Here is a 21824-nt window from a genome sequence, read left to right on the forward strand (position 1 = left end):
TTTATTTACTGGAGATTTGTTTTACGATGAAACTCCTATATATGCTTTTTTTCCAACAACCAGCCCAGTGGATTTAGTAAAATCGTTAGAAAAAATATCAAATATATCTAATGTAACAATGATTTATGGAGGGCATAATACTATAGGTCTAACTCCGGATATATTACATGAAGTAAAAAGTGCAGTTGACAAGTTAAGAGAACAAGATCTTGTAAAGTTTGGAACTGGTGTTCATAAATTTAACGGATTTAGTGTTCAATTTTAAATTAGCTTTTTCCACTATCGGGTGCGTTTGTTCAACAAAGAAAATGCTTCTTGTACCGAGAATCCCTCAATTCTCTTGTCTGTCTCGTAAGTTTTTGCAGCATTGGATAATAAGATTTTCACTCACTCCGAAAGAATTTCTAAATACATCATTTCGAAATGCTAGAATGAAATTATTAATTTAAATAATTCAGATGAGTAAATGGAAGTTAATGTTAATATTAAGATAGTTTATTCAACTAAAGGGCAGTAATCTTTAATAAGGATTATAGGTTGATATGGTAAAATTTATATAAAGGAGTAAATTATATGAATGAGATAGATATTGGTATAACTATATATGTTATTTTTATGATTGTTGCTGCTTTTGTAAGTTTTAAATATGGTTCGACTATGATTAGAAAGACAAGGCTTTTTTTACCGCAAGTTCTAATTGCAGGAACAATTAACTTAGCATTAGGTATATTCGCAATAATAGGTTGGTTTTTTTTTTCTTGGGGTGTAAATGAATTTCTGTTCTTTGGAGGCCTGGTTTTAGGTGTAGTTTTATTAGTAGTGGGTGAAGCTGTTTTAATCACAATTTTATTTTTAAAACGAAAGAAATGGATACAACAATAAAACCTTTAATTAATATTTCATTAACGGGTGCAAGAATTGAACAAGATGATCATCAAAATTGATCTTCTTGTTCTTTTTTTATACAAATATTTTTGGGAAAATATGTTAGTGTTAAGTTTTAGAGTTATTGAAGTAAGTGAGCAGGAATATTCAATAAGTATGATTAAAATCAACTGGAGTGTATGTTTTTGGTTGGAATAACAAGTTTCGGGCTTTTTTATTAACATCATTACTAACGAATATTACCCCAGGGACAGATACAATGTATATTGTTAATAGAAGTGTATCTCAAGGCAAGAAGGCGGGAATTTATTCTGTCCTTGGCATTTCCTCAGGGGCATTATAGTCCATACCTTTATGGCTGCTGTTGGTTTATCTGTCATTCTTACAACCTCAGCTTTATTAGTGCTAACGGGGGCTTAATACAACGAGTTAACGTTAACTGAATTAACACAGATCTATTTAATTGGGAGTAATCTAGAATAAGAGGCTTTTAAGGACTTTGAATTTAAAGTTGGCAGGTGCTAAACTATGGAACAACTAATCTGTGAAAATTAGCAAATGTATTAGATAAATTAGAAGCACAAATTCAACACAATGAACCCAGTTTGATACGTGGTTGCCAATTAATTAAATAGTTTTCAAGCAAAATTTGGAGGGATCTTATGGATTTACTTTTAACAATTATTTTAAGTGCTGCCTTAGGATACATATTATTCATGATGGGACCACTTATTGGTGGTATTGTAGCTTTTGGAATTGTAGTAGGTTGTATTTTTAGAGGATTGTATTTACTAAATGATATTCATAAAAGGATTTCAAATATATCACCCAAGGAAAATAAAGTTCAAAAAGAATATAAAGAATATTTAGAAGAAAAAAACTAACTTATTGAAGTAACGTGGGTAATAATCCGAGAAAAATTAAGCATGTTTAACTCATGGTACCTGGGTAGGTTAGTGAACTAAATATTGCATTAAAGGGTGTGAATAGAAAGAGGAAAAGTAGTGATGAAAAAACAAACTCTGTTTATTATATTTATCAGTATTCTTTTAGTATCTATAACTCCAATAATTATACCTGATATACCAACTAATCTATCTCAAAACACATACAGGTATGAGTTTGGGTTTCCATTTCATTTTATTGAACAAGAAGTGGATATAATTGTTTCTCATGGTACGTTAGAAACTAAAGATTTATCAGATATTCTATATAATCCTATTAAGGTTATACCTGATAAGTTTTTAGTAATAAATTACTTTCTATCTGTACTAAGCATTGGAATTTTAATTTATGTTTTATTTATGATTTACAATAAGATAAAAGAAAATTAACAGATATAATTTTTTATAAATCTTATCAAGCGAAAGGGTAGCATTAGTTGAGAAGCAATAGCCTAACTCCTCATGAATTAGGCTATTTGCTTATTTGTGTATTTTTCAAACCATTACCTAATAAAGGTATCTCGGACTTTTCGTACTTGTTCTTTACTTAGAATGTCTTCATTATTGGCAAAAATAAGGAGTTCCACCAAGACATCTAGTGGTACCTCTGGGCTTCGAATTGATGTACCTCCCCGCTTATCAGGATATGCCCATTTCACTGATTGTTCTTCCACATTCCATGATGACCAACCTAGGCGAAGTTCTCCCTTGCCAAAATGTTTTTCTGTGCATTGTTTTCAAAATAATCACCTCCATAAATAATCAGAAATATATACGTCTCAAATTGCTAATAACAGCTGAAAAAAATGAGGTTGTTTGATTCTGAGAGAATAAGTGAGATATTAGTATAATCAAGTCATGGAGAAATAAATGGAAAAAAATACTATTTAATATTTTATTAAACAATCCATTGTTACACTCCCGTTCCAAATAATATTGATAGAGCTTGTACTGTTTTTGTGCAATACGGGCAAAATGTGAACTTTGAAGAAGCCAGAAGAAATAAGGAGATAAAAGAAAGTTATCTATGTCCAGGTAATGGATCAGGATTTTTGTGTTGTTAGTATCTCCCTGCTTTATAGCTCTTCCCTTAGCTATATAGTTGTTTTTCAACGGTAAATGGGTCGTGGGGATCAGATTGTGTAATAACGTACTTCAACGGGCAAAAGAGTTTAAGAAAGAATTTACTATGAAACTAACTTTAAAGTAAAACGTAATTTATAATATGGGGGATTTTATTTTAGCAAGTTATCTTACGAAAGGAGTTAGACTGAATGAAAAAAATTCAATTGCTGATTGCAGTTCCGTCAGCAATTCTGTTGTTTCTTTCTTTATTTTTAAATTACAAAACTGGATTATTTATATCAATGGGCGGTGTTTTCGTATCATTTATTATCAGGCAAATTCGTCTACAAAAATACTCTTACATGTTAGGTCATCCCGATAGACACTTTGGTCGGTTTAGTAATGATAATTCTATTGACCCTCTCGAGCAAGCAGAAACTTATGAAATTGACTTTGAAAGAGAAAGAGATAGGAACAAATAATAAATTATTAAACTATAGGGATTGGTTGTTCAATAAGAACTTGTGTTACTTTATGGTCTCTTTACTTATAGTAACAGGTTTAATACATTTGGTAGTAACTTCAATGCCATAAAAAGAAATTCCTACAGAGGAAAATATTCTTAAAGTTGAATGGGCAGATTTGGAGGAGGCCGATAGATTAATGCCTTATTATCCTGAGGGAGTATCTAAATTAATTAGAACATCTGGAGCCAAATACACATTACAAAAATATTCATAAAAAACTTTATGGAGCTAACTGGTACATATCTTTAATTCATAGGGAGGAGCTAATGGGATTAAAAAATTTTTTAATTATATCTATATCTATTTATGTACTAATAAGTTTACCTGCAATATTAGGGATAGGCTACGTGATTGACTGGATTCCAGAAGCAACATTATTTCAAAAGTTAAAAGGATATGTAATTGGAGGTCTCCTTTATAAATTTCTTATAAAAGTTATAATAGCGTTTATTGCAGGAATTATCGTTAGTTTGATTTTATCTTTAAGGCGACAATGAAAATGAAATCAAAAATTGTATTGGAATACACTTGAATTAACGGGGCGATTCTTTAATTATCTGTAATATAATATCTTCAGTTGTAGCGTAGCCTTTTAAAAGTTTATCCTCAGTTTTAGCATAACTTTCATCTGGTTTTAGACTCAAAAATAACATAAAGCAAATACTGATTACTGAAGAAAAATTTGCTTCAGTTATTTAGAAGATAATTTATAAGAAATAATGGGGATAGAACTAAGTGAATAACAGGTATCGCTTTTTTCACTAACGGGTGTAAAATTCAACAAGAATTATTTTTTATGTTGGATCTTCCATAATTATTGTTAGTCTTCTATAAAATAGATTTTAAACTTTGTATTTTGTTCATTTACGGCGGTGTAACAAGGGAGTGGAAAAGATAATGAGAAAAAGAGGAGCAGGAATAGCTTTTATTGGAATTTCTGCATTTCTGATAACCGGAAAATATGTTTCGGCTGCAATCTTTGGGTCAGGTGTAGTAAGTTGGAATAGTCAATTATTTAATAATATGTTGAGTTACGTAGGGGGAACATTAAGTAATTTTAGTATCTTCACCTTTATCATAGGTGTGACATATATTATATGGGCTGAGTACGAAGAGTATCAATCAAGAAAGAGCAGCGAGAATAAATTGGACTAACGTTATATTACTTATGGTTGATTTATTCTTCAATATGGTCAGTTGCTACTTGTGCTAGTGCAGATTACTACAATAAGCAAAAATTGTTCCAGGGGGATTATAAGAAGTTTGAGGTCTCACCCTAAAATTCACCTAATTGAAACCATTGATGGTGCAAATTCGTCTATATTATAAAATAATTTTAGGGGGATTATGAATGAAAAAGTTTTCTATCATTTTTGTAACTTTAAGTTTTGTATTATTTGGTTGTAATAACACACAAGAATCACGAGATAAAGAACAAATGGAGGAAAAATCTGCTACAGAAAATGGACAGTATGAACAGAAGGTTATTATTATGGATTCTGTTGATGAACCATTACCACCAGAGGCAAAAAGTGTTCAATCGATGCCCAGCAAAAGTGAACCACAACAACTTCCAAATGTAAATTTAAGTGATCCTATTATAATTACAAAAATGCCTTTTTCTGAAAATGTAAAACCTCAATAGACTAGTTTTTCTACAAACGGGTGGTTACTTGAACAAGGCATCGCCTTTCCTTGTCGACTAATAAGTAATTAAAATGTTTATAGAATGTACCAGTAATTGTTCCTAAAATACTTCCCACTGAATAATAGAAAAATAAATATAAGAAGCTGCTTGAGCCTTATCGTGAGTAACCAATTTACTTATCCAACTAATGATTCCAATCTCCATTAAAGAGATCTTCCAACTGAAATAATCGGTTAAAAAACCACCAATTTCATGAAAGGAGCAGTTTTGTGAGAAAGAAATTAACTGAATGTGGGATTACCTTGAAAGAAAGGTTGTTGTAATTTGAGAAAGGTCGAAGTATTTTCATATAATGAAAAATGGTCTTTAATGTTTGCGGAAGAAGCTGAAAAACTTAAATCCATTTTTGGAGATCAAATTGTAAATATTCATCATATTGGGAGTACATCAGTTCCAGGTCTAAAAGCTAAACCAATCATAGACATTATGCCTGTCGTTAAGGACATTGGCCTCGTCGACAAATACAATCAGAAAATGGAGGACCTTGGATACGATTCTAAAGGTGAGAATGGAATACCTGAACGAAGATACTTTCAAAAAGGCGGTGACAATCGCTCCCATCACGTCCACATTTACCAGGTTGGAAGTAATGAAATAAAGCGGCATTTAGCTTTTCGGGATTATTTGAGAGAACAATCAGTGGAAAAGAAGAATTATGGAGAATTAAAAGACAAGTTGGCAAGACAATTTCCATATGATATTACATCTTACATAAATGGTAAGGAACATCTTGTTAAAGAAATAGAGTTAAAAGCATTGAAGTGGTTTAAAGGAAATTAAGAATAACTTTGAAAATATATCTTATTGGAGAAATGTTTGAGAACAAAATGATGTTAAAATATTTGACTCCATACCAATACCGAATTTTGAACGATTTGAGTTTAGAGATCCTTTTGGAAATAGGGTAGAGAAGGAGGAAATTTAACTACTGCATAAAAATAGATGATAAGCAACACACTTAAAAGTATACTACGAGCAGGTGCCCTTTACTTGGAAAACAACACGAGGTGTAATTGTGATTGCTCCTGCTTTTTGGGTGGGAAGGGAAACAGGGCTGTCTTTTGGCCAGGCAGTACCAATTTCCCAATGTACCCCAGGATCGACAAGTGGTAGAACATGTCGTATAAGGTAACCACTTTCCCGTAACATGATGTTTTTTCATCTTTTAAATCACCCCATTTTACAGTTTCCTTAATTACAAGAGCATTGTCTTGATGGACTAACAGCCTAAGATCGTCTTCAAAAAATGGGAACCATTCAAACTTCATTGGTAGGAAGATTCATAACATGCCAAATCTAGTTCTTCTTGTATTAATAAAGTTAGCTATAAAACCACTGTATAGAAGAAGCGGTGTAACCCAGTTATACCTTTGATAATTCAAGTGACCTAAAACCATACAATTATATCTGATTTTTTGAAATAATTGTTGATTTATTCACTATATAGTATTACGATATACAGTAAGTAGTATTGCGATATAGTGAAGGAGGATACACCAAATGAGAAAGGCTGAATTGTTAAAAGGGAGTACGAGTATTATTCTGTTATCGTTACTTTTGGAAAAAGAAATGTACGGCTATGAAATCACTGAGAAAGTTCACCAGGTAAGTGAAGGGTATTTGAGTTATAAGGAAGGAACGTTATACCCGGCTTTAAAACGACTGGAGTTAGCTGGTTTTGTAGAGAGTTATTGGCAAAAATCTAGTGATGGACCACGCCGGAAATATTACCGAATTACTACTGCAGGAAAAAAGTCACTATCTGATCAAAAACAGGAGTGGGGTCTATTTCAAAAAGTCATGCATCGGATTGTAGGTGACGTCAATGTCAAAACAAGTATCGATTAAAGAGTTTGATAGCTATATCAAAAAAATGACTAAAGAATTACACCTAGACGAAATAGAAAAGAAGGAACTAGAGGAAGAATGGAAGCAGCATCTCTATGATCATTATGATTCACTTCGCAGGGACGATGTAGATGAACAAGAAGCAATTCAAATTGTGATTGAACAATTTGGACCAGTTGAAATGTTAAAGGAAGAAGTAAATCAGACTTACCCAAGTTCCATGAAAAATCATTTATTTAAAGAGGTGCTCATCGGGATTATTTGCATAGTTGCAAGTGTTATCGGACCAGGGCTATTAATTGGAGCGTATTTTCAACCATACTTTATTGTTGCACCAATTCAAGCTTTAGTAGTCGCTTATTTTATCCATCGTTTTATTATAAAAAAACAAACCTTTTGGATGTTTTCCATTATCGGATTCATTCCTATATACGTAATATTCTTGCAGTTCCTTTCTCAAATGTATGGCACACCGTTGACATTAGAGCTTTACCTGAGTGAAATCTTCAGCTTAGATTGGAATCGTTTAGCAGGAATTAACGGACTCTATGAATACCCTACATTACATATGTTCTGGTATTTCATTTTGTTGGCTCAATTGGTCAGTGGTAACAATTATGTATCTGTGTGGAAGCGAATGTGTAATGCTACGTTTCATTACTGGGCGATGCTTTTAGTTGCTTTAGTTATTGCTAAATTTCAGACCAGTGCTGAGTGGGCTGTTATATCTATGAATGTTATTCTTTTGTATACCTTTTTACAGGAAATGATCTCCAATCAACAATTCATTCAATGGAAAGAAACGATCCATCGATTGGTTGCAAAAACAAGGGAGGGGGAAAATTGAATCGAATGAAAAAGAGTGCCCTTCCATTTATTATAATCACAACTGTTGCTTTATTTTTTATAGATTTTGGCAATAGAGAGATAGCATATGAAATGGTTAGTTATGACCATATACCAGAAGAGTATAAGGAAGATTTTCGTCTCATGGGTCCAGGTGGAACAGGAATGTTTTCACACAAAGATCACTCTTACGCATTTATTTTAACCGAGCCAGATGAACAAGTCGCTGTGGAATTTGTTGGTAGAGATACTCTAATGGAAGGCTATGATGTGAAATATAGTTTGCAGCCAAACAAGGATAAAGGAAAAAATGTAATAATCAATGGAACATATGGCACTTTTACCCCTTATATTCTTAAATTAGAAAAGGAAGTGTCTCCTCCGTTTGGTTTTACCAAAACGAATCCATAAAAAAGTGAATATTTTATAGAAGCTCACTTACACATTTTTTCGTTTTAGGCAATAACAAAAGTTTTTAAAACATTGTTTTTGGATTAATGGGGGAAAGATATTAATAAGGCGATTACAAAGTGATTGTCTTTTTCTTGCTTAAAAATCCAATAATATTATTGGATTTTTAAGTTACCATTAAAATATCGGGATTACAAATCATAATGGAAATTTAAATGACTAGGAACATTAAAAAACTGAAAATTAATAGGATAGAAAATTTATGAAGTGACCATATGCTTAAAGTAAATGGTATGAAGATGAAATAAGGGGTTGTTGCTTAGGTAACTTCAATTTTATATAGACGTAGGATAGTTTAGGAGTAAGTCATTATAATGAATAAAGTAGATATAAATCAGGGAGCTGTTTTATTTGAAAAAAGCTATTATAATTATCTTTCTTAGCATTGTCACTTTTTTATTCTTTGTTTTTGCCTTTGTACAAGGTAAACTTCATAACGTTAAAGCAAACGTTAAAGAACACAACCCTGAAATATCAAAAGTAGAATCAATAAATAACCTTGGTGGATGGGGAGAATGGTTTTTAGAATATTCATTAGAAGTTGTTATTGATGGTGAAAAATATAGAGTTTGGACGTATGGAGACGGAGAAATCACCGAAAAGATTCCTTTAGAATGATACTAAAACTACGAAGTGCGTTAAAATATTGGAGACGCTTTTTTCTAACGGGGCAGGATTATTTAATAATTCAATTTAAGGGATAGGGGATTGAAGTGAAAAAGTCAGAATTTCCATTGATTTTTGTGTTTGTAGTTTTCTTAACAGGATGTACAAATAACCAACAATCATTTGAACAGTATGTTTAATGAGGAAATGAAAGAGAATAGTAGTCCATACAGTCTAATTTATCAGGAATTGGATGTTGTTAATAAAGGTGATGCTGTTGCAATATGCACTCAAGAAGATAAAGTGAGTACAAAAGATGAGAAAATTTAGGGGGATTACATGAAGAAACCAATTCTAATTATGTTAACTTTTACATTGAGCATTATGTTAACAGGGTGTAGTTTTATTGAAAAACAAATTAAAGAACAGAAAGCAGAAGGTATGATCAAAGATTATTATCAAGCTATTATAGATGAAGATTATGAAGAAGCGTTTGAGCAATTACACCTCTATGATTATGATACTAAAACTGAAGAAAGTAAATTATCAGCAGGAACAACATTATCAAATGAAGAAGCAAAAGAGTTCTACTTAAAGAAAATTGAAGTATTGGAAGAACAAAATTATAAAATAAACGACTTTGAAATTGGTGAAGTTGAATATGCAGACGGACACACATTTTGGCATCAGATAAAACTTCAAGTAGAACTGAATGGGCAGGAATTTGAATGGACTGAAGTTGCAGATATTTATGATGGGAAGTTATTGATTGGCGAAAGAGATGACCCCTATGCGAAGAATCGAGATGGGAAAATGAATTTTGATATCGAAAAAGAGGTAGAGAATGATGGTATTTAATATTAAGATAATTGGTGCTATTCTTGAAGAAGGAGAATAGTTTTTTTATTGGTTTTTTCCCTTTATTTTCAAATAGTCACTCCTTTATTCCGCTAAACTGCCCTTTACATGAGATGCTGTTTAACAAAAATAAGTATAAAGGTATTAAATTTTTGTTTCTCATTATAGTTTTAATGGTAGCAATTATTATAGGGATTAGCCTTCCTGATTTTAAACAGGTCAATATCGTTTTCTTTGTGCCTTTGTTAACGATATTTTGATTGTGGATACAATCAAAATAATGTGGTACAACAAGAAAAATATTATTAAGACACGTGTAATAGATAAGATAGCTCCTTTTTTATACGTTTTAGTAATAATCGGTTGTCTCTATCCACTATAAGGGCAGGAAAAACAAGAAGTCCAGGAAGATAGTTATAGAAAATTTAATTATGGGGGTGAGACAGATTGCAAAGCAATAGTAAACAATCAAATAACGTAAAGCAAATAGCATATCGCAATTCTTTTTTACCGTCTTTCTTGCTTATGCATTTTTTGTGGTATTGAATGATATGTTTATCAAGCACGAATTTGATTATAAATATATTTTTTCAATAACATTTGTTTTAATGATAGCTGCTTTTTACATAACTATTTTCGTTAACAAAATTAGAAACAAAAGGTAATGCTTAAATTGAGTTTGACATGACAAAAACCAATAGTTAAATGATATCAAACATCTATTTGGAATAAAATATTACTTGCATTTTCAATTATTGGGGGCAAGTGTTTAAAGAAGGTGATCATTAGTGATCGCCTTTTTCTATTTAAAAAAATAAAATAATGTTTTTGGAATATTATGTTAGTATTAAAGTGGGAGGGGTTGCTGAACTAATACAAGCAGAAGAGTGAATAAAAAACTAGAGCTATTTACGCTTAAGCAGCAGAGGTAGCCGTTTAAGAGGAGAAGAAAATGGAACTGAGAATGGAATTGTTCGTAAAAGATATAGAAAAGTCAATGGAGTTTTATAGTAATGTGTTAGGTTTTAGTTTGCCAAAGGATACTAATAAAAGTTACATATCTGTTAGAAATGATGAGGTGGTTATAGGCTTAGGGGAAATGAAAAATTTGCCTGAAAGTCACCCACTTAAAGCTCCTGATGGTCAACAAATTGGTTTAGGAGTTGAAATAGTCTTAGAAGTGGAAGATGTAAAAGCTGTTTATAACAAAGTACTTGCAAAAGAGTATCCAATCCAGGCTAGATTGACAAGAAGACCTTGGGGATTGAAGGATTTTAGAATAATGGACCCAGATGGATATTATCTAAGAATTACCTCTGCAACGGCAAATGACTAACGTTGCTGTGCAAACTGCCGTTTAACGAAAGACGGTATTATCGATTAGACTACTCCTATTGTTCTAAACGATTAGGTTAATCAAAACTGTTAGTCGTTATTGGATTTGAACTTATATATTGAAAGGGTGAGAATGTTGAAATTATCAATCATAAGTAGCATAAGAACGAATAATTTTAATGATGAGCTTGTAGGACAAAAAATCACAGAAATGTGGAAAGAGGCTTCTAAACATTTAACTAAAAATGAAAATATTACGTATGGTGTATATCATAATTATGAGAGTGACTATAAAGGTGATTATTCATTAAGTATCGGTATGGAGGATAATAATAGTAATTCTTTTCTAGAGATACCGAAAAACGAGAAATACTTAATCTTTAATGTGAATACATCTGAAGAACAAGGCATATTTAATGCTTGGAGAAAAATATGGGATCAAGAAGAAGCAGGTACATTAGAGAGAGCTTATTCCATGGATTTCGAAAAATACTACCCTACTGGAGAAATTGAAATCTACATAGCCGTAAAATAATTGGTCTCCCCTGCTAAATTCTTCGTCCCTCTGGTTAAAAGTTGGTGTCTGCTGCTATATAAGGAGATTACTTTGGGTTATACTTTTGTGTATGCCCTTCTTCATTTACAAATACGAAATAAATTGAATTGGTGACGGTAGAGTTATATTTTGACTGCAACTTTTTTATATTTTTGTCGTCTGTTCATTAAGAACTTATTTAAGAGGATGTTGAACACGCACTTTAAGAAAAAGATAATATGTAATAAAGAAATTGGAGGTTACCTAGGTAAATAAAATGGATATTAGGAAAATTAATAAAGACGATACACTACCAATGAAATTGTTGTTGTTGGCTGACCCTTCCAAGGATATTGTTGAGGAATATGTCAATAGGGGTGAATGTTTTATAGCTGAATTTGAACAGAAAATTATTGGTGTTTACGTTTTACTTCCAACAAGACCAGAGACAGTGGAACTGGTTAATGTTGCAGTCGTAGAAGAGCAACATGGTAGAGGTATAGGAAAACAGTTGGTAATGGATGCAATTAAGGTAGCTAAGACAAAAGGCTATAAAACAATGGAAACAGGAACTGGAAATTCAAGTATAGGTCAACTTGCTCTTTATCAAAAATGTGGTTTTAGAATAATAGGTGTTGATATAGACTTTTTTGTTAAGCATTATCCAGAAGAAATTTTTGAGAACGGTATTCAGTGCAGAGATATGGTTCGTTTATCACAAGATTTATAGTTGAAATGTGAATTCTCTTCAAAGGAATGGTTGGATAAGAATATCAAGCCGAAAGATTGGCACTCTATGCATTTTACATAATAAGAAAGGTAGGTAGTGAAAAAAATTTTTACTATTAAACTATCGAATTAAGGGGGAGTTGGATTTTGAGTTTGCAAGTTGGGGATAATATTCGATTTGAACGTACTTTCACAAAAAAGGATGTAGAGATGTTTACAAAGTTATCAATGGATGAGGGGGATCACCATATAAATCCTGATCATCTAGGAAGACTTGTCGTTCAAGGACTATTAACTGCTACATTACCTACAAAAATTGGTGGTGATTACAATGTACTCGCTCGTACAATGAATTTTGAGTTTTTGAGCCCTGTGTTTACAGGAGATACGATACGTTGTGAAGTAACAATCGAAAAGTATGAAAAGCAGGAGAATAATAGAATTTCCATTTTGGCATCTTTCTTATGCACAAATCAGAATGAGAAACAAGTATTGAAAGGAAGCTTTGCGGGAGTAATATTATAAACTTATCTTCTTTTAAATGCTTGGATTTGGAGTCTGACCCAAATGTATGAAATTGTAAGGGGGTTCAATGATATGGGTTTTCATATCTTGTCTTATAATTGGGATTAATCGAAATGTTATTTGGTCCTCTACTATTAAGGGAAAACTCACTCAGTTTAGGAGTAAAAATGCTTATTTGTGTGGGATTACTTACTATTTGCTGCTAGAGTGGAAGAAGGTACAGCTATGATTACAAGACTCATGATATGCAAAAAAGGGGGACATAATGGTTATACATGACGAAATTTACGGGGAATTTGAGGTAGATAGAGTAATAGAGGAATTAATTTTGAGTGAGCCAGTTCAAAGATTAAAGGGAATTCATCAGGGTGGGGCAAGTTACTTGGTTAATGAAAAATGGAATGTAACCCGTATTGACCACTCAATAGGCGTCATGCTATTAATAAAAAAGCTTGGTGGCTCAGTAAAAGAGCAAATTGCAGGATTATTACATGATGTTTCTCACACAGCTTTTTCTCATGTCATTGATTTCGTTTTTGAAAATAAAGAAGAAGACTATCATGAGAAAATATATAGCTCTGTTATTGAAAACTCCGAAATCCCAACTATTTTGGCTAAATATGGTTACAATTACGAGGATGTATTGCTTGATGATACAAAATGGACATTGTTGGAACAGCCAGCACCAGAATTATGTGCGGATAGGGTAGATTATACTCTCCGTGATATGTATGTGTATGGACACATCTCGTTAGAAGAGGTTTATCGTTTTTTGAATAAATTAATCGCTGTAGATGGGAAAATGTATCTTCAAAACATTGAAATGGCTGAATGGTTTGTCCAAGTGTATTACCAAGAAGTTATAGACTTTTTTATGGACCCGTTAAATATGTATGGTAATGATATGTTGGCTAAGGCTCTGAAACTGTCATTTGAAAAAAATATATTAAACCCTAATGATTTTCTTGGTAAAGATAACGAACTAATTACTAAAATAAAGTCATCAGAGGATAAGGAATTAACCCGTTTATTAGAAAAAATTAATCCGAATGTGCAAGTGAAAGAGGATAGAGAAAATTACGATTTACATAGAAAAAACAAACTTCGCATAATAGATCCTTCTATTATTAAGGATTATAAATTAATACCAGCTTCGGAAGTATCCGAAAGAGTAAGAATGATGGGGAAAGAGGCCTGTGAAAAAGCGGAAAGAGGGATGTATGTCAGAATTTCCGACTAGAGGAATGTAATTAAAGTCCTAAAAATGTACTCGGGTAAGAATGTTGTTTTTGCCGATACAAGAAGCAATGTTTGGAAATATGGCTTGGATTCATCTAGAAAATAAACCGAGTAAATTAGGTAGATATTGCTATTATGAAATGATTATGATTTGACAATCCCATATCCTAATGTTAGGATGTTGTTATCCTAAGATTAGGATATTCATCGAAAAATTTTCTTAGAAAGGAGTAAACACAAATTGCTAGTTTAAACCGAATTAATAAACTGGCTGCAAAAGCACGAAATGAGGACTTAACAGGGGAATAAATAGAAGAAAGAACAAGACTAAGACGGGAATATTTAGATTTAGTTTCGTGGACAAGTGTTGACAACCATCGCTAGTCTAACGATATAAATGAATCAGGTGAAGACATAACACCAGAAAATTAGTCGTAGAAATAGCAAAAAAGTTTAAAGTTCATTTCTTAACGATTAGTATAACAATAATAAACTATAATATCCTAATATTAGGATAAAGAAGAGGAGAAAAACAATGTTATCCATAATTATTCAAATACTTTTAGGTTTAGGTTTTATCATGTTTGGTCTGACGAAATTTGGTTCAAAGCAAATGGTGGAAGGGTTTAAAACATTTGGTTATCCAGTGTGGTTTCGTATTTTTACTGGTACGGTTGAACTTATAGCTGCTGTACTATTAATTGCTGGAATTTGGAACGAACAGTTGGCAGCTTTAGGAGGTTTCCTTGTTGTAGGTACAATGATTGGAGCAATTTTAACTCATATTAAAATAAAAGATACGTTGAAAAATACGATGATGCCAATCATCCTTCTTGTCCTTGGAAGTATTGTACTTGCGTTAAACTACACTTCATTCCTTGGGTAATAGAAACGACCAATTTCGACTTCAAATATAATGGGTATAATAAAATCAGAGGTGGTTAAATGTATCAAGGTAATAATCAAGTAGAAAAGGACTTGAGGTTATTTCGAATATGGTTAAAAGCAACAAAATCCATATTCGATAATGTGATAGAAGACATTAAAAGTCATGGTTTAACTGCTGAAAATTTTATGGTACTTGAATTACTTTATAATAAAGGGCCGCAGTATATTCAAACAATTAGTGAAAAGTTAATGATCCCAAGTGGAAGTATTACGTATGTAGTTAACAAGCTGGAGAAGAAAGAACTGTTAAAAAAAGAGCAGGACCAATCGAATCGACGATATTGGAAAGTCATAATAACTGAAAAAGGGGAAGAACTGTTTAATGAAATCTTCCCCATACATGTTGAAGTAATTGTAAAAAACTTAAGTTCTTTATCGGAGAACCAAAAAGAAGAGTTAGCGGGGTTATTAAAAACGGTTGGATTAGCTGCAAAGGAATTACAGAAGGAAGGATAACATAATAGAAACATATCGAATTTATCCTGAAAAAGGTATGGATTGGACTCTATTCCATTGGTGATTATTTAAAAAATCCATTGACTGGGAAAAGGGTAGAATCAGGCTCTAATTGGTTTTAATAAAAATGGAGAGATTAGAATATGATATTAGGACACCACCATCATATATCTATGTATACCTCTAATGCGGGAAGTAATAATCATTTTTATAATGAGATACTTGGCCTTCGTCGGGTAAAAGTATCTGTAAACCAAGATAATCCTACCATGTATCACTTGTTTTATGGAGATTTGACAGGAAGTCCCGGAACAGAGCTATCATTTTTTGCACGTTAGGAAAGTATAAAATTTTAGCATGAAGAGGATTCGACGTAGTTAAAATTTTAATGTACCAAGTATAAGAAAAGCTAACACATTCGCTAAAGGACGAGCGAATGCGAGTCTTTCTAAAAATTCCAGCAGCCGGAAGCACTCATCGTGGAACGAATGCCATTACACAAATAGGCTTATTAGTTCCATCGTATAATAGTCTCCTATTTTGGAAAAATCGATTGTCACAATTTAATGTTAAACACGGTGAAATTACAACCTACGCAGGGCGTGACGCTTTGCATTTTGAAGATCCAGAAGGGTTACGACTTATATTACTTAACAATAATGGTAGGAGTATTCCTGATGCGTGGCAGGCGTGGACGGATTCGGTTGTACCAGAAGAGAACCGTATTTTAGGAATGGGATCTATAGAAATTACCGTAAATTCATTGGATTCCATAGCAAATATGCTGGAAAATATATTTAACTATAAGAAAGTATTACGAACAGAAAATGAGGCGATTTACCAGGCGATAAATGGAGAAATATTTGGTGAAATTGTCATTAAGCAATTGGGTGGACCAAAAGAAAGACCGGGAAAGGGAAGTATTCATCATTTAGCTATCCGAGTAGAAGGAACTAATCTACAAAAGTGGGATGAAAAAATAAAAGCAGCAGGTTATCGTACTTCTGGTGTTGTAGACCGTTATTATTTTAATAGCATTTATTTTCGTGAAGCTAACGGAGTCATGTTTGAAGTTGTTTCGGATGGTCCTGGATTTACAGCAGATTCTACTGTCGAGGAACTGGGAACAAAACTTGGTTTACCACCATTTTTGGAAGAACGTCGTGGAGAAATTGAAGCTAACTTAGTACCTATCGAGGACTGGAAGAACAATATAGATCTTAAAATAATATGTAATGTAAACTGAAGTTATTGCTAACATGTAATCTGAATGGGTCTTTTTAAGTGAAATGTAAATCGATAAATTGAGAACGACAATATAAATTTTTCTTAATTCATTTTCTTATAGTTATTTCTTAAATAAACTATGAACATCTCCTTGCGTACCGATTCAAAGTTGTACCCATTAATCTAATCAGCCTAAATTATAATTCAAAAAACTCAAGCTAAAAACATTGCTTGAGTTTTTTGTTGTAGCAAACTATATACGGACGTCTTTAATCCTTTTTTAATGATAATAATTTAACACAATCGATTTATTTGTACTTCAAGAACATGACTTTCATTAATTCCTCATTTTTAAAGGCAATCAAGAGACGGAGGACTCAGACATTGAGCTCATCCAATCTTTTGATAACATTCTCAATCTTGATTCAGCCTATCACATCTATGTACCTATCAAAAAACTGCCCATTGATTCAGAAAATTAATTTTTCAAAATAATTCATATACCTGTTTCTGCCCCTTTCCATTAAAAATAGTTATTCGAAAAAAATTTTTTCGCAATTATTCAAACGTTTATTTGACCATTTGTATATAATCGAATATAGTATAAGTAAAATGTTATTCAAATAAACGTTTGATTTAAGGGGGATATTATGACAAAGGATATTTGTGAAGTCACCTGTATTAATGAAGAGAAAGTAACCAGAGCCAAAAATAACCTTGCTGAACAGAATCCTATGGAAGTAGCTAAAGTTTTTAAGGCGCTTTCGGATAACACGAGGGTTAAAATAGCCTATGCACTCTCAGTAGAGGATGAATTATGTGTTTGTGATATTGCAAATATTGTAGGGGCTACAACAGCTACAGCATCCCACCATTTAAGATTGCTAAAAAACTTAGGGTTGGCAAAATATCGGAAAGAAGGAAAATTAGTCTTTTATTCTTTGGACGATGAGCATGTGAAAAAGTTGATAGAATTAGCTTTTGAGCATCAAATGGAGGGGATGAAAATTGAATGATGCAACAAAATTATCAGAGAAAAATGTATACCGAGTTGAGGGGTTCTCCTGTGCTAACTGTGCTGGGAAATTCGAGAAAAACGTTAAAAATATTTCGGGTGTACAGGATGCAAAAGTCAATTTTGGGGCATCTAAAATATCTGTTTATGGTGAAACAACGGTAGGTGAATTAGAAAAGGCTGGTGCATTTGAAAACCTAAAGGTATCTCCAGAAAAGCCTAAGCGTCAAACACCACGGCCTGTATTACAAGATAAAAATCTGGAGTCCATTGAGTACGATGTAGAAGGTTTTTCTTGTACAAATTGTGCTGGGAAATTCGAGAAAAACGTTAAGGACCTTCCTGGAGTACATGATGCCAAGGTCAATTTTGGAGCATCAAAAATCTCTGTTGATGGTGAAGCGACGATAGAAGAACTGGAAAAAGCCGGTGCATTTGAGAATCTAAAAGTAATCCCTAAAAAGCCAATTGGTCAAGCTGAACAAGAGAATAAAGTAGAAAGGGGAATGAAAAAAGAAGATAGAATACCATTTTATAAAAAGCATAGTACATTACTGTATGCTTCTTTATTTATTGTTTTTGGTTATCTTTCCATGTTTGTAAATGGAGAAGAAAATCTTATTACTTCCTTACTGTTTGTAGCATCAATCGCAATTGGGGGGTACTCCTTCTTTAAAGTCGGTGTTCAGAACTTATTTCACCTGGATTTTGACATGAAAACCCTCATGACCGTAGCTATTATTGGAGCAGCCTTGATCGGTGAATGGGCAGAAGCATCCATTGTTGTCATTCTCTTTGCTATTAGTGAAGCTCTGGAACGTTATTCAATGGATAGTGCTAGACAATCGATTCGTTCATTAATGGACATTGCCCCGAAAGAAGCACTTGTTAGACGGAAGGGACAAGAAATGAAGGTCCATGTAGATGACATCCTGGTTGGTGATATTATGATTGTGAAACCAGGTGAAAAAATTGCTATGGATGGCGAAGTGATAATTGGAAATTCTTCTGTTAATCAAGCAGCTATTACAGGTGAATCAGTCCCTGTTGCAAAAGAGGTTAATGATGAGGTGTTTGCAGGTACACTAAATGAAGAAGGTTTTCTTGAAGTAAAAATAACGAAACTTGTAGAAGATACTACCATTTCTAAAATCATTCATCTAGTTGAAGAAGCTCAAGGTGAACGTGCACCAGCTCAAGCATTTGTTGATACATTCGCAAAATATTATACACCAATCATCATGGTTATTGCAGCATTAGTTGCAGTTGTACCCCCTCTAATTTTTGGTGCAGATTGGGGAACATGGGTTTATCAAGGTTTATCTGTTCTAGTCGTGGGTTGTCCTTGTGCATTGGTTATTTCGACTCCAATTTCCATTGTATCTGCCATTGGAAATGCTGCCAAAAAAGGTGTCCTTATTAAAGGTGGAGTGTATTTAGAGGAAATGGGGGCTTTAAAGGCAATTGCATTTGATAAAACAGGTACATTAACGAAAGGCGTACCTGTTGTAACTGATTATAAAGTGTTGAACGAAAATAAAAATAAAAACGAAATCCTTTCCATTATTACGGCATTGGAGTATCGTTCTCAACACCCCCTTGCATCAGCAATTATTAAAAAAGCAGAAGAGGAAAATATTTCTTATTCAAACATTGCAGTAGAGGATTTCTCTTCCATTACGGGAAAAGGGGTTATGGGCAGCATAAACGGAACTACCTATTATATTGGGAGTCCTAAACTTTTTAAGGGTTTATCAACCCCTAATTATGATAAAAATTTAGAACAGAAAATAACAACTTTTCAAAACCAAGGGAAAACAGCTATGATTTTTGGAACAGATAAAGAAGTCCTTGCGTTTATTGCAGTTGCAGATGAAGTACGTGAATCAAGTAAAAGGATCATTCAAAAGCTACATCAACTACGAATTAAAAAGACGATTATGCTTACAGGTGATAACAAAGGCACTGCAAATGCAATTGGTAGTAATGTAGGCGTATCAGAAACTCAAGCAGAACTGTTGCCACAGGATAAACTGGATTATATAAAACAATTAAGGTCAGAATACGGTAAGGTTGCTATGGTTGGTGATGGTGTCAATGATGCCCCTGCATTAGCAGCTTCCACAGTCGGTATTGCAATGGGTAGAGCCGGTACAGATACGGCCATTGAAACGGCGGACATAGCTTTAATGGGAGATGATTTAAGTAAACTTCCATTTGCCGTAAAACTAAGCCGAAAAACCTTAAATATAATTAAGGCCAACATCACTTTTGCAATTGGAATTAAATTATTTGCTTTACTATTAGTTATCCCGGGCTGGCTGACGCTTTGGATTGCTATCCTTTCAGACATGGGAGCAACTCTTTTAGTTGCCCTAAACAGTTTAAGACTTTTGAGAGTAAAAGAATAGGCGTAAAGGGCTTTCAGTGGGGAAACACTTTGATTTAAATAAAAATGTGTGTCTTCCCCAACATTTTTATCAATTTAAAGGGTGCATTATTCCAAGATGGAAGATGCACCCTTTATTTAACTATTGGCAGTTTAGTTCAATAATAGTTTTTTAAAAAAATATAGAGGTTGGGACATAACTAAAACGTTTAACTCTAAAGACGAACAATGGACTAAATTTCCGGAGCGGTTAGTTTGGATTTTTCTTAGGATAAAACGCTTTTGTCCCAGCCTCATAGATATTACTTATTTTTAGCAATTTCTTTCCTGTCTGGAGCCAATGGTGGTTCCTCTAACCATTTATTTTTGGCCATTAGATTGAACCATTCCTTTGTAATTGTTAAATTTTTCAATATGATTCTCTCGTATGTTGCAACAAGGTCTATTCGCATTGCAGATGCAAGACCAGCCCCGTGATAAGATTGTGAAGATTGTAATAAAAATCCAATATGGTACAACATTAACTTATCTGAAAAAGGAGCATCTCGAGAAGTCGTAACCTCAGATTCCCAAGACATTGGAACAGGCAAATTATCTCCTTTTAATATGTTAGTCAATAGTTGAATTTGTTTGTTTGAAGCGTTTTGTGTACTCTCTAAAAATTGCCTTACTTCTTTTGATTTTGTTACTTGACCAAATCCGATAGAAAGCGATTTTTCCATTATCTTCTTTTTTAGATTTAGCGAAAGAGCAATAATTTCTGTTGAGGCTAATGGACGTTTGTCCCCAAAAAAACCATTGATAAATTTTTGTCCTGAAACAAACTCTGGATTTTCCTCAGGGTAGAAATAAGGGTCTCTTTGAAAATGTCCCTTTTCTAATAATAATTCAGTTGTTCGATGGTACATACTCATTCCATCATTACTACATGATTCGTAGAAGTGTCTTAAATCTTTTCTTACTGAAGAACTTAAAGATGTAGAATGTCCTAACAAACCATGAAGCGTCATTATATGTAAATAATGCAAGCAAAAGATGTCAGAAAATAACCTTTTGGCACCTTTATTAAGATCTGTTTCATTAAAACCAATGGGAACTGGGAACCCTTCGTTTTCAATGAATTGCCGTATTTGAATTTTTTGTTTATCAAATATCTTTATTGCGTCTTCAAAAAGTAATTTTATTTTCTCGTCTTCTATAATGGATAACATATATTTATTCACAATATCAACGGCGGTTCCATTTACATATTCTCCCCACAATGTACCTATTTCAGCAGATGTTAGTTTTAGCTCTTCTTTATTCATATAATCACCTCAACCTAATTTTTCCCTAGTATTAACATTTTATTTAGGAAATTGTTAAACTAACGAGTAGCTATTCTTGAAAAAGGAATTCCACCTTGTTCCAATATAGTAAGTCGGTTAGCGTAAGATAGGACATCCTCAAGTTCTTCTTACTAATTCTTGTCTTTGTTGTGCTGCTGTTCCTGTACTTTCATCTAATCCATCTTTACCAATTTCTGGAGATCCTATAGCTCTTGCGACAGCCCTTGTTTCCTCGACGAAAAACCAGTCGAATAAAATGTCTCAATTTGACCATCCTTTTTTTTTCATAATACGTTTAAACCCATTCCCGAAACTCATTAACATGCTTCCTTTGACTAGC

Annotated in this window: 26 protein-coding genes and 4 pseudogenes; 27 read left to right on the top strand and 3 right to left on the bottom strand. The window is 33.1% G+C overall.

All coding sequences use genetic code 11. The features are described from left to right. From GMJ66_RS20510 to GMJ66_RS18850, 5 genes and pseudogenes are all read left to right on the top strand, one after another. Positions 1–265, top strand: a pseudogene (locus tag GMJ66_RS20510) (MBL fold metallo-hydrolase); the annotation flags it as partial. Between the two features lie 308 nt (positions 266–573). Beyond that, complete coding sequence (locus tag GMJ66_RS18840) at positions 574–882, top strand: hypothetical protein (RefSeq protein WP_156291865.1); 309 nt, start codon at positions 574–576, stop codon at positions 880–882. A 178-nt stretch (positions 883–1060) separates the two neighbouring features. Then, positions 1061–1296: pseudogene (locus GMJ66_RS21260) on the top strand (LysE family translocator); the annotation flags it as partial. A gap of 251 nt (positions 1297–1547) precedes the next feature. Continuing rightward, positions 1548–1769, top strand: a complete 222-nt coding sequence (locus GMJ66_RS18845; RefSeq protein ID WP_156291866.1) for a hypothetical protein — start codon at positions 1548–1550, stop codon at positions 1767–1769. A 120-nt stretch (positions 1770–1889) separates the two neighbouring features. After that, on the top strand, positions 1890–2219 hold the full coding sequence (locus tag GMJ66_RS18850; RefSeq protein ID WP_156291867.1) for a hypothetical protein: 330 nt from the start codon (positions 1890–1892) through the stop codon (positions 2217–2219). Positions 2220–2332: 113 nt separating this feature from the next. Here the strand turns inward: GMJ66_RS18850 and GMJ66_RS18855 are convergent, their stop codons facing one another. After that, on the bottom strand, positions 2333–2488 hold the full coding sequence (locus tag GMJ66_RS18855; RefSeq protein ID WP_156291868.1) for a hypothetical protein: 156 nt from the start codon (positions 2486–2488) through the stop codon (positions 2333–2335). Between the two features lie 615 nt (positions 2489–3103). Here GMJ66_RS18855 and GMJ66_RS18860 point away from each other — a divergent pair. From GMJ66_RS18860 to GMJ66_RS20825, 6 genes and pseudogenes are all read left to right on the top strand, one after another. Then, entirely contained in the window at positions 3104–3376 is a 273-nt protein-coding gene (locus GMJ66_RS18860; protein ID WP_156291869.1) for a hypothetical protein, read from the top strand. A 311-nt stretch (positions 3377–3687) separates the two neighbouring features. Further along, positions 3688–3918 carry a hypothetical protein gene (locus GMJ66_RS18865; RefSeq protein ID WP_156291870.1) on the top strand — a complete coding sequence of 77 codons (231 nt, stop codon included), beginning with the start codon at positions 3688–3690 and terminating at the stop codon, positions 3916–3918. Between the two features lie 400 nt (positions 3919–4318). After that, entirely contained in the window at positions 4319–4576 is a 258-nt protein-coding gene (locus GMJ66_RS18870; RefSeq protein ID WP_156291871.1) for a hypothetical protein, read from the top strand. Between the two features lie 196 nt (positions 4577–4772). Beyond that, the gene (locus tag GMJ66_RS18875; RefSeq protein WP_156291872.1) at positions 4773–5066 is read left to right on the top strand and encodes a hypothetical protein; all 294 of its coding nucleotides are present in this window, start codon (positions 4773–4775) and stop codon (positions 5064–5066) included. A 327-nt stretch (positions 5067–5393) separates the two neighbouring features. Then, positions 5394–5909, top strand: coding sequence for a GrpB family protein (locus GMJ66_RS18880; protein ID WP_156291873.1), 516 nt, complete (start codon positions 5394–5396; stop codon positions 5907–5909). Between the two features lie 10 nt (positions 5910–5919). After that, positions 5920–6054: pseudogene (locus tag GMJ66_RS20825) on the top strand (glyoxalase); the annotation flags it as partial. Positions 6055–6098: 44 nt separating this feature from the next. Here GMJ66_RS20825 and GMJ66_RS18885 read toward each other — a convergent pair. Next, positions 6099–6278 carry a hypothetical protein gene (locus GMJ66_RS18885; protein WP_156291874.1) on the bottom strand — a complete coding sequence of 60 codons (180 nt, stop codon included), beginning with the start codon at positions 6276–6278 and terminating at the stop codon, positions 6099–6101. 351 nt (positions 6279–6629) lie between these two features. Here GMJ66_RS18885 and GMJ66_RS18890 point away from each other — a divergent pair, with 351 nt between their 5' ends. The 16 genes and pseudogenes from GMJ66_RS18890 to GMJ66_RS18965 all read left to right on the top strand — a co-directional run bounded on the left by GMJ66_RS18890 (position 6630) and on the right by GMJ66_RS18965 (position 20178). Further along, positions 6630–6977 (top strand): PadR family transcriptional regulator, encoded by a 348-nt coding sequence (locus tag GMJ66_RS18890; protein ID WP_156291875.1) that lies wholly within the window; start codon positions 6630–6632, stop codon positions 6975–6977. Further along, positions 6955–7824, top strand: a complete 870-nt coding sequence (locus tag GMJ66_RS18895; protein WP_156291876.1) for a permease prefix domain 1-containing protein — start codon at positions 6955–6957, stop codon at positions 7822–7824. Before GMJ66_RS18890 ends, GMJ66_RS18895 begins: the two co-directional genes overlap by 23 nt. After that, positions 7821–8234: a hypothetical protein gene (locus GMJ66_RS18900; RefSeq protein ID WP_156291877.1), complete on the top strand. Its 414-nt coding sequence runs from the start codon at positions 7821–7823 to the stop codon at positions 8232–8234. Before GMJ66_RS18895 ends, GMJ66_RS18900 begins: the two co-directional genes overlap by 4 nt. Positions 8235–8645: 411 nt before the next feature. Further along, positions 8646–8912 carry a hypothetical protein gene (locus GMJ66_RS18905; RefSeq protein ID WP_156291878.1) on the top strand — a complete coding sequence of 89 codons (267 nt, stop codon included), beginning with the start codon at positions 8646–8648 and terminating at the stop codon, positions 8910–8912. Between the two features lie 327 nt (positions 8913–9239). Continuing rightward, positions 9240–9758 (top strand): outer membrane protein assembly factor BamD, encoded by a 519-nt coding sequence (locus GMJ66_RS18910; RefSeq protein WP_156291879.1) that lies wholly within the window; start codon positions 9240–9242, stop codon positions 9756–9758. Between the two features lie 952 nt (positions 9759–10710). Beyond that, positions 10711–11094 (top strand): VOC family protein, encoded by a 384-nt coding sequence (locus GMJ66_RS18915; protein WP_156291880.1) that lies wholly within the window; start codon positions 10711–10713, stop codon positions 11092–11094. A 135-nt stretch (positions 11095–11229) separates the two neighbouring features. After that, entirely contained in the window at positions 11230–11628 is a 399-nt protein-coding gene (locus GMJ66_RS18920; RefSeq protein WP_156291881.1) for a GyrI-like domain-containing protein, read from the top strand. Between the two features lie 277 nt (positions 11629–11905). Continuing rightward, positions 11906–12358, top strand: a complete 453-nt coding sequence (locus tag GMJ66_RS18925) for a GNAT family N-acetyltransferase (RefSeq protein ID WP_156291882.1) — start codon at positions 11906–11908, stop codon at positions 12356–12358. A gap of 146 nt (positions 12359–12504) precedes the next feature. Beyond that, positions 12505–12882, top strand: coding sequence for a hotdog family protein (locus GMJ66_RS18930; protein ID WP_156291883.1), 378 nt, complete (start codon positions 12505–12507; stop codon positions 12880–12882). 265 nt (positions 12883–13147) lie between these two features. Continuing rightward, a complete protein-coding gene (locus GMJ66_RS18935) occupies positions 13148–14122 on the top strand; it encodes an HD domain-containing protein (RefSeq protein WP_156291884.1) in 975 nt (324 codons plus the stop codon). A 534-nt stretch (positions 14123–14656) separates the two neighbouring features. Further along, positions 14657–15007, top strand: coding sequence for a DoxX family protein (locus tag GMJ66_RS18940; protein WP_156291885.1), 351 nt, complete (start codon positions 14657–14659; stop codon positions 15005–15007). Between the two features lie 59 nt (positions 15008–15066). Beyond that, positions 15067–15525: a MarR family winged helix-turn-helix transcriptional regulator gene (locus GMJ66_RS18945; RefSeq protein ID WP_156291886.1), complete on the top strand. Its 459-nt coding sequence runs from the start codon at positions 15067–15069 to the stop codon at positions 15523–15525. A 143-nt stretch (positions 15526–15668) separates the two neighbouring features. Beyond that, positions 15669–15854, top strand: a pseudogene (locus GMJ66_RS18950) (ring-cleaving dioxygenase); the annotation flags it as partial. A 107-nt stretch (positions 15855–15961) separates the two neighbouring features. Beyond that, positions 15962–16771 (top strand): ring-cleaving dioxygenase, encoded by an 810-nt coding sequence (locus tag GMJ66_RS18955; RefSeq protein WP_156291887.1) that lies wholly within the window; start codon positions 15962–15964, stop codon positions 16769–16771. A gap of 631 nt (positions 16772–17402) precedes the next feature. Then, positions 17403–17768, top strand: coding sequence for an ArsR/SmtB family transcription factor (locus tag GMJ66_RS18960; RefSeq protein ID WP_156291888.1), 366 nt, complete (start codon positions 17403–17405; stop codon positions 17766–17768). Further along, positions 17761–20178 carry a heavy metal translocating P-type ATPase gene (locus GMJ66_RS18965; protein WP_156291889.1) on the top strand — a complete coding sequence of 806 codons (2418 nt, stop codon included), beginning with the start codon at positions 17761–17763 and terminating at the stop codon, positions 20176–20178. Before GMJ66_RS18960 ends, GMJ66_RS18965 begins: the two co-directional genes overlap by 8 nt. Before the next feature lie 280 nt (positions 20179–20458). Here the strand turns inward: GMJ66_RS18965 and GMJ66_RS18970 are convergent, their stop codons facing one another. After that, complete coding sequence (locus GMJ66_RS18970) at positions 20459–21463, bottom strand: DUF3231 family protein (protein WP_156291890.1); 1005 nt, start codon at positions 21461–21463, stop codon at positions 20459–20461. Positions 21464–21824: the final 361 nt, after the last annotated feature.

The sequence above is a fragment of the Oceanobacillus salinisoli genome (assembly GCF_009733865.1).
Classification (GTDB): domain Bacteria; phylum Bacillota; class Bacilli; order Bacillales; family Amphibacillaceae; genus Oceanobacillus; species Oceanobacillus salinisoli.

Coding starts and splice junctions, on each gene's coding strand:
- GMJ66_RS18960 (WP_156291888.1), top strand. CDS start 17,403: ATGACAAAGGATATTTGTGAAGTCACCTGTATTAATGAAGAGAAAGTA.
- GMJ66_RS18885 (WP_156291874.1), bottom strand. CDS start 6,278: ATGTTACGGGAAAGTGGTTACCTTATACGACATGTTCTACCACTTGTC.
- GMJ66_RS18955 (WP_156291887.1), top strand. CDS start 15,962: ATGCGAGTCTTTCTAAAAATTCCAGCAGCCGGAAGCACTCATCGTGGA.
- GMJ66_RS18910 (WP_156291879.1), top strand. CDS start 9,240: ATGAAGAAACCAATTCTAATTATGTTAACTTTTACATTGAGCATTATG.
- GMJ66_RS18940 (WP_156291885.1), top strand. CDS start 14,657: ATGTTATCCATAATTATTCAAATACTTTTAGGTTTAGGTTTTATCATG.
- GMJ66_RS18865 (WP_156291870.1), top strand. CDS start 3,688: ATGGGATTAAAAAATTTTTTAATTATATCTATATCTATTTATGTACTA.
- GMJ66_RS18895 (WP_156291876.1), top strand. CDS start 6,955: ATGTCAAAACAAGTATCGATTAAAGAGTTTGATAGCTATATCAAAAAA.
- GMJ66_RS18945 (WP_156291886.1), top strand. CDS start 15,067: ATGTATCAAGGTAATAATCAAGTAGAAAAGGACTTGAGGTTATTTCGA.
- GMJ66_RS18870 (WP_156291871.1), top strand. CDS start 4,319: ATGAGAAAAAGAGGAGCAGGAATAGCTTTTATTGGAATTTCTGCATTT.
- GMJ66_RS18860 (WP_156291869.1), top strand. CDS start 3,104: ATGAAAAAAATTCAATTGCTGATTGCAGTTCCGTCAGCAATTCTGTTG.
- GMJ66_RS18845 (WP_156291866.1), top strand. CDS start 1,548: ATGGATTTACTTTTAACAATTATTTTAAGTGCTGCCTTAGGATACATA.
- GMJ66_RS18840 (WP_156291865.1), top strand. CDS start 574: ATGAATGAGATAGATATTGGTATAACTATATATGTTATTTTTATGATT.
- GMJ66_RS18875 (WP_156291872.1), top strand. CDS start 4,773: ATGAAAAAGTTTTCTATCATTTTTGTAACTTTAAGTTTTGTATTATTT.
- GMJ66_RS18890 (WP_156291875.1), top strand. CDS start 6,630: ATGAGAAAGGCTGAATTGTTAAAAGGGAGTACGAGTATTATTCTGTTA.
- GMJ66_RS18935 (WP_156291884.1), top strand. CDS start 13,148: ATGGTTATACATGACGAAATTTACGGGGAATTTGAGGTAGATAGAGTA.
- GMJ66_RS18925 (WP_156291882.1), top strand. CDS start 11,906: ATGGATATTAGGAAAATTAATAAAGACGATACACTACCAATGAAATTG.
- GMJ66_RS18915 (WP_156291880.1), top strand. CDS start 10,711: ATGGAACTGAGAATGGAATTGTTCGTAAAAGATATAGAAAAGTCAATG.
- GMJ66_RS18970 (WP_156291890.1), bottom strand. CDS start 21,463: ATGAATAAAGAAGAGCTAAAACTAACATCTGCTGAAATAGGTACATTG.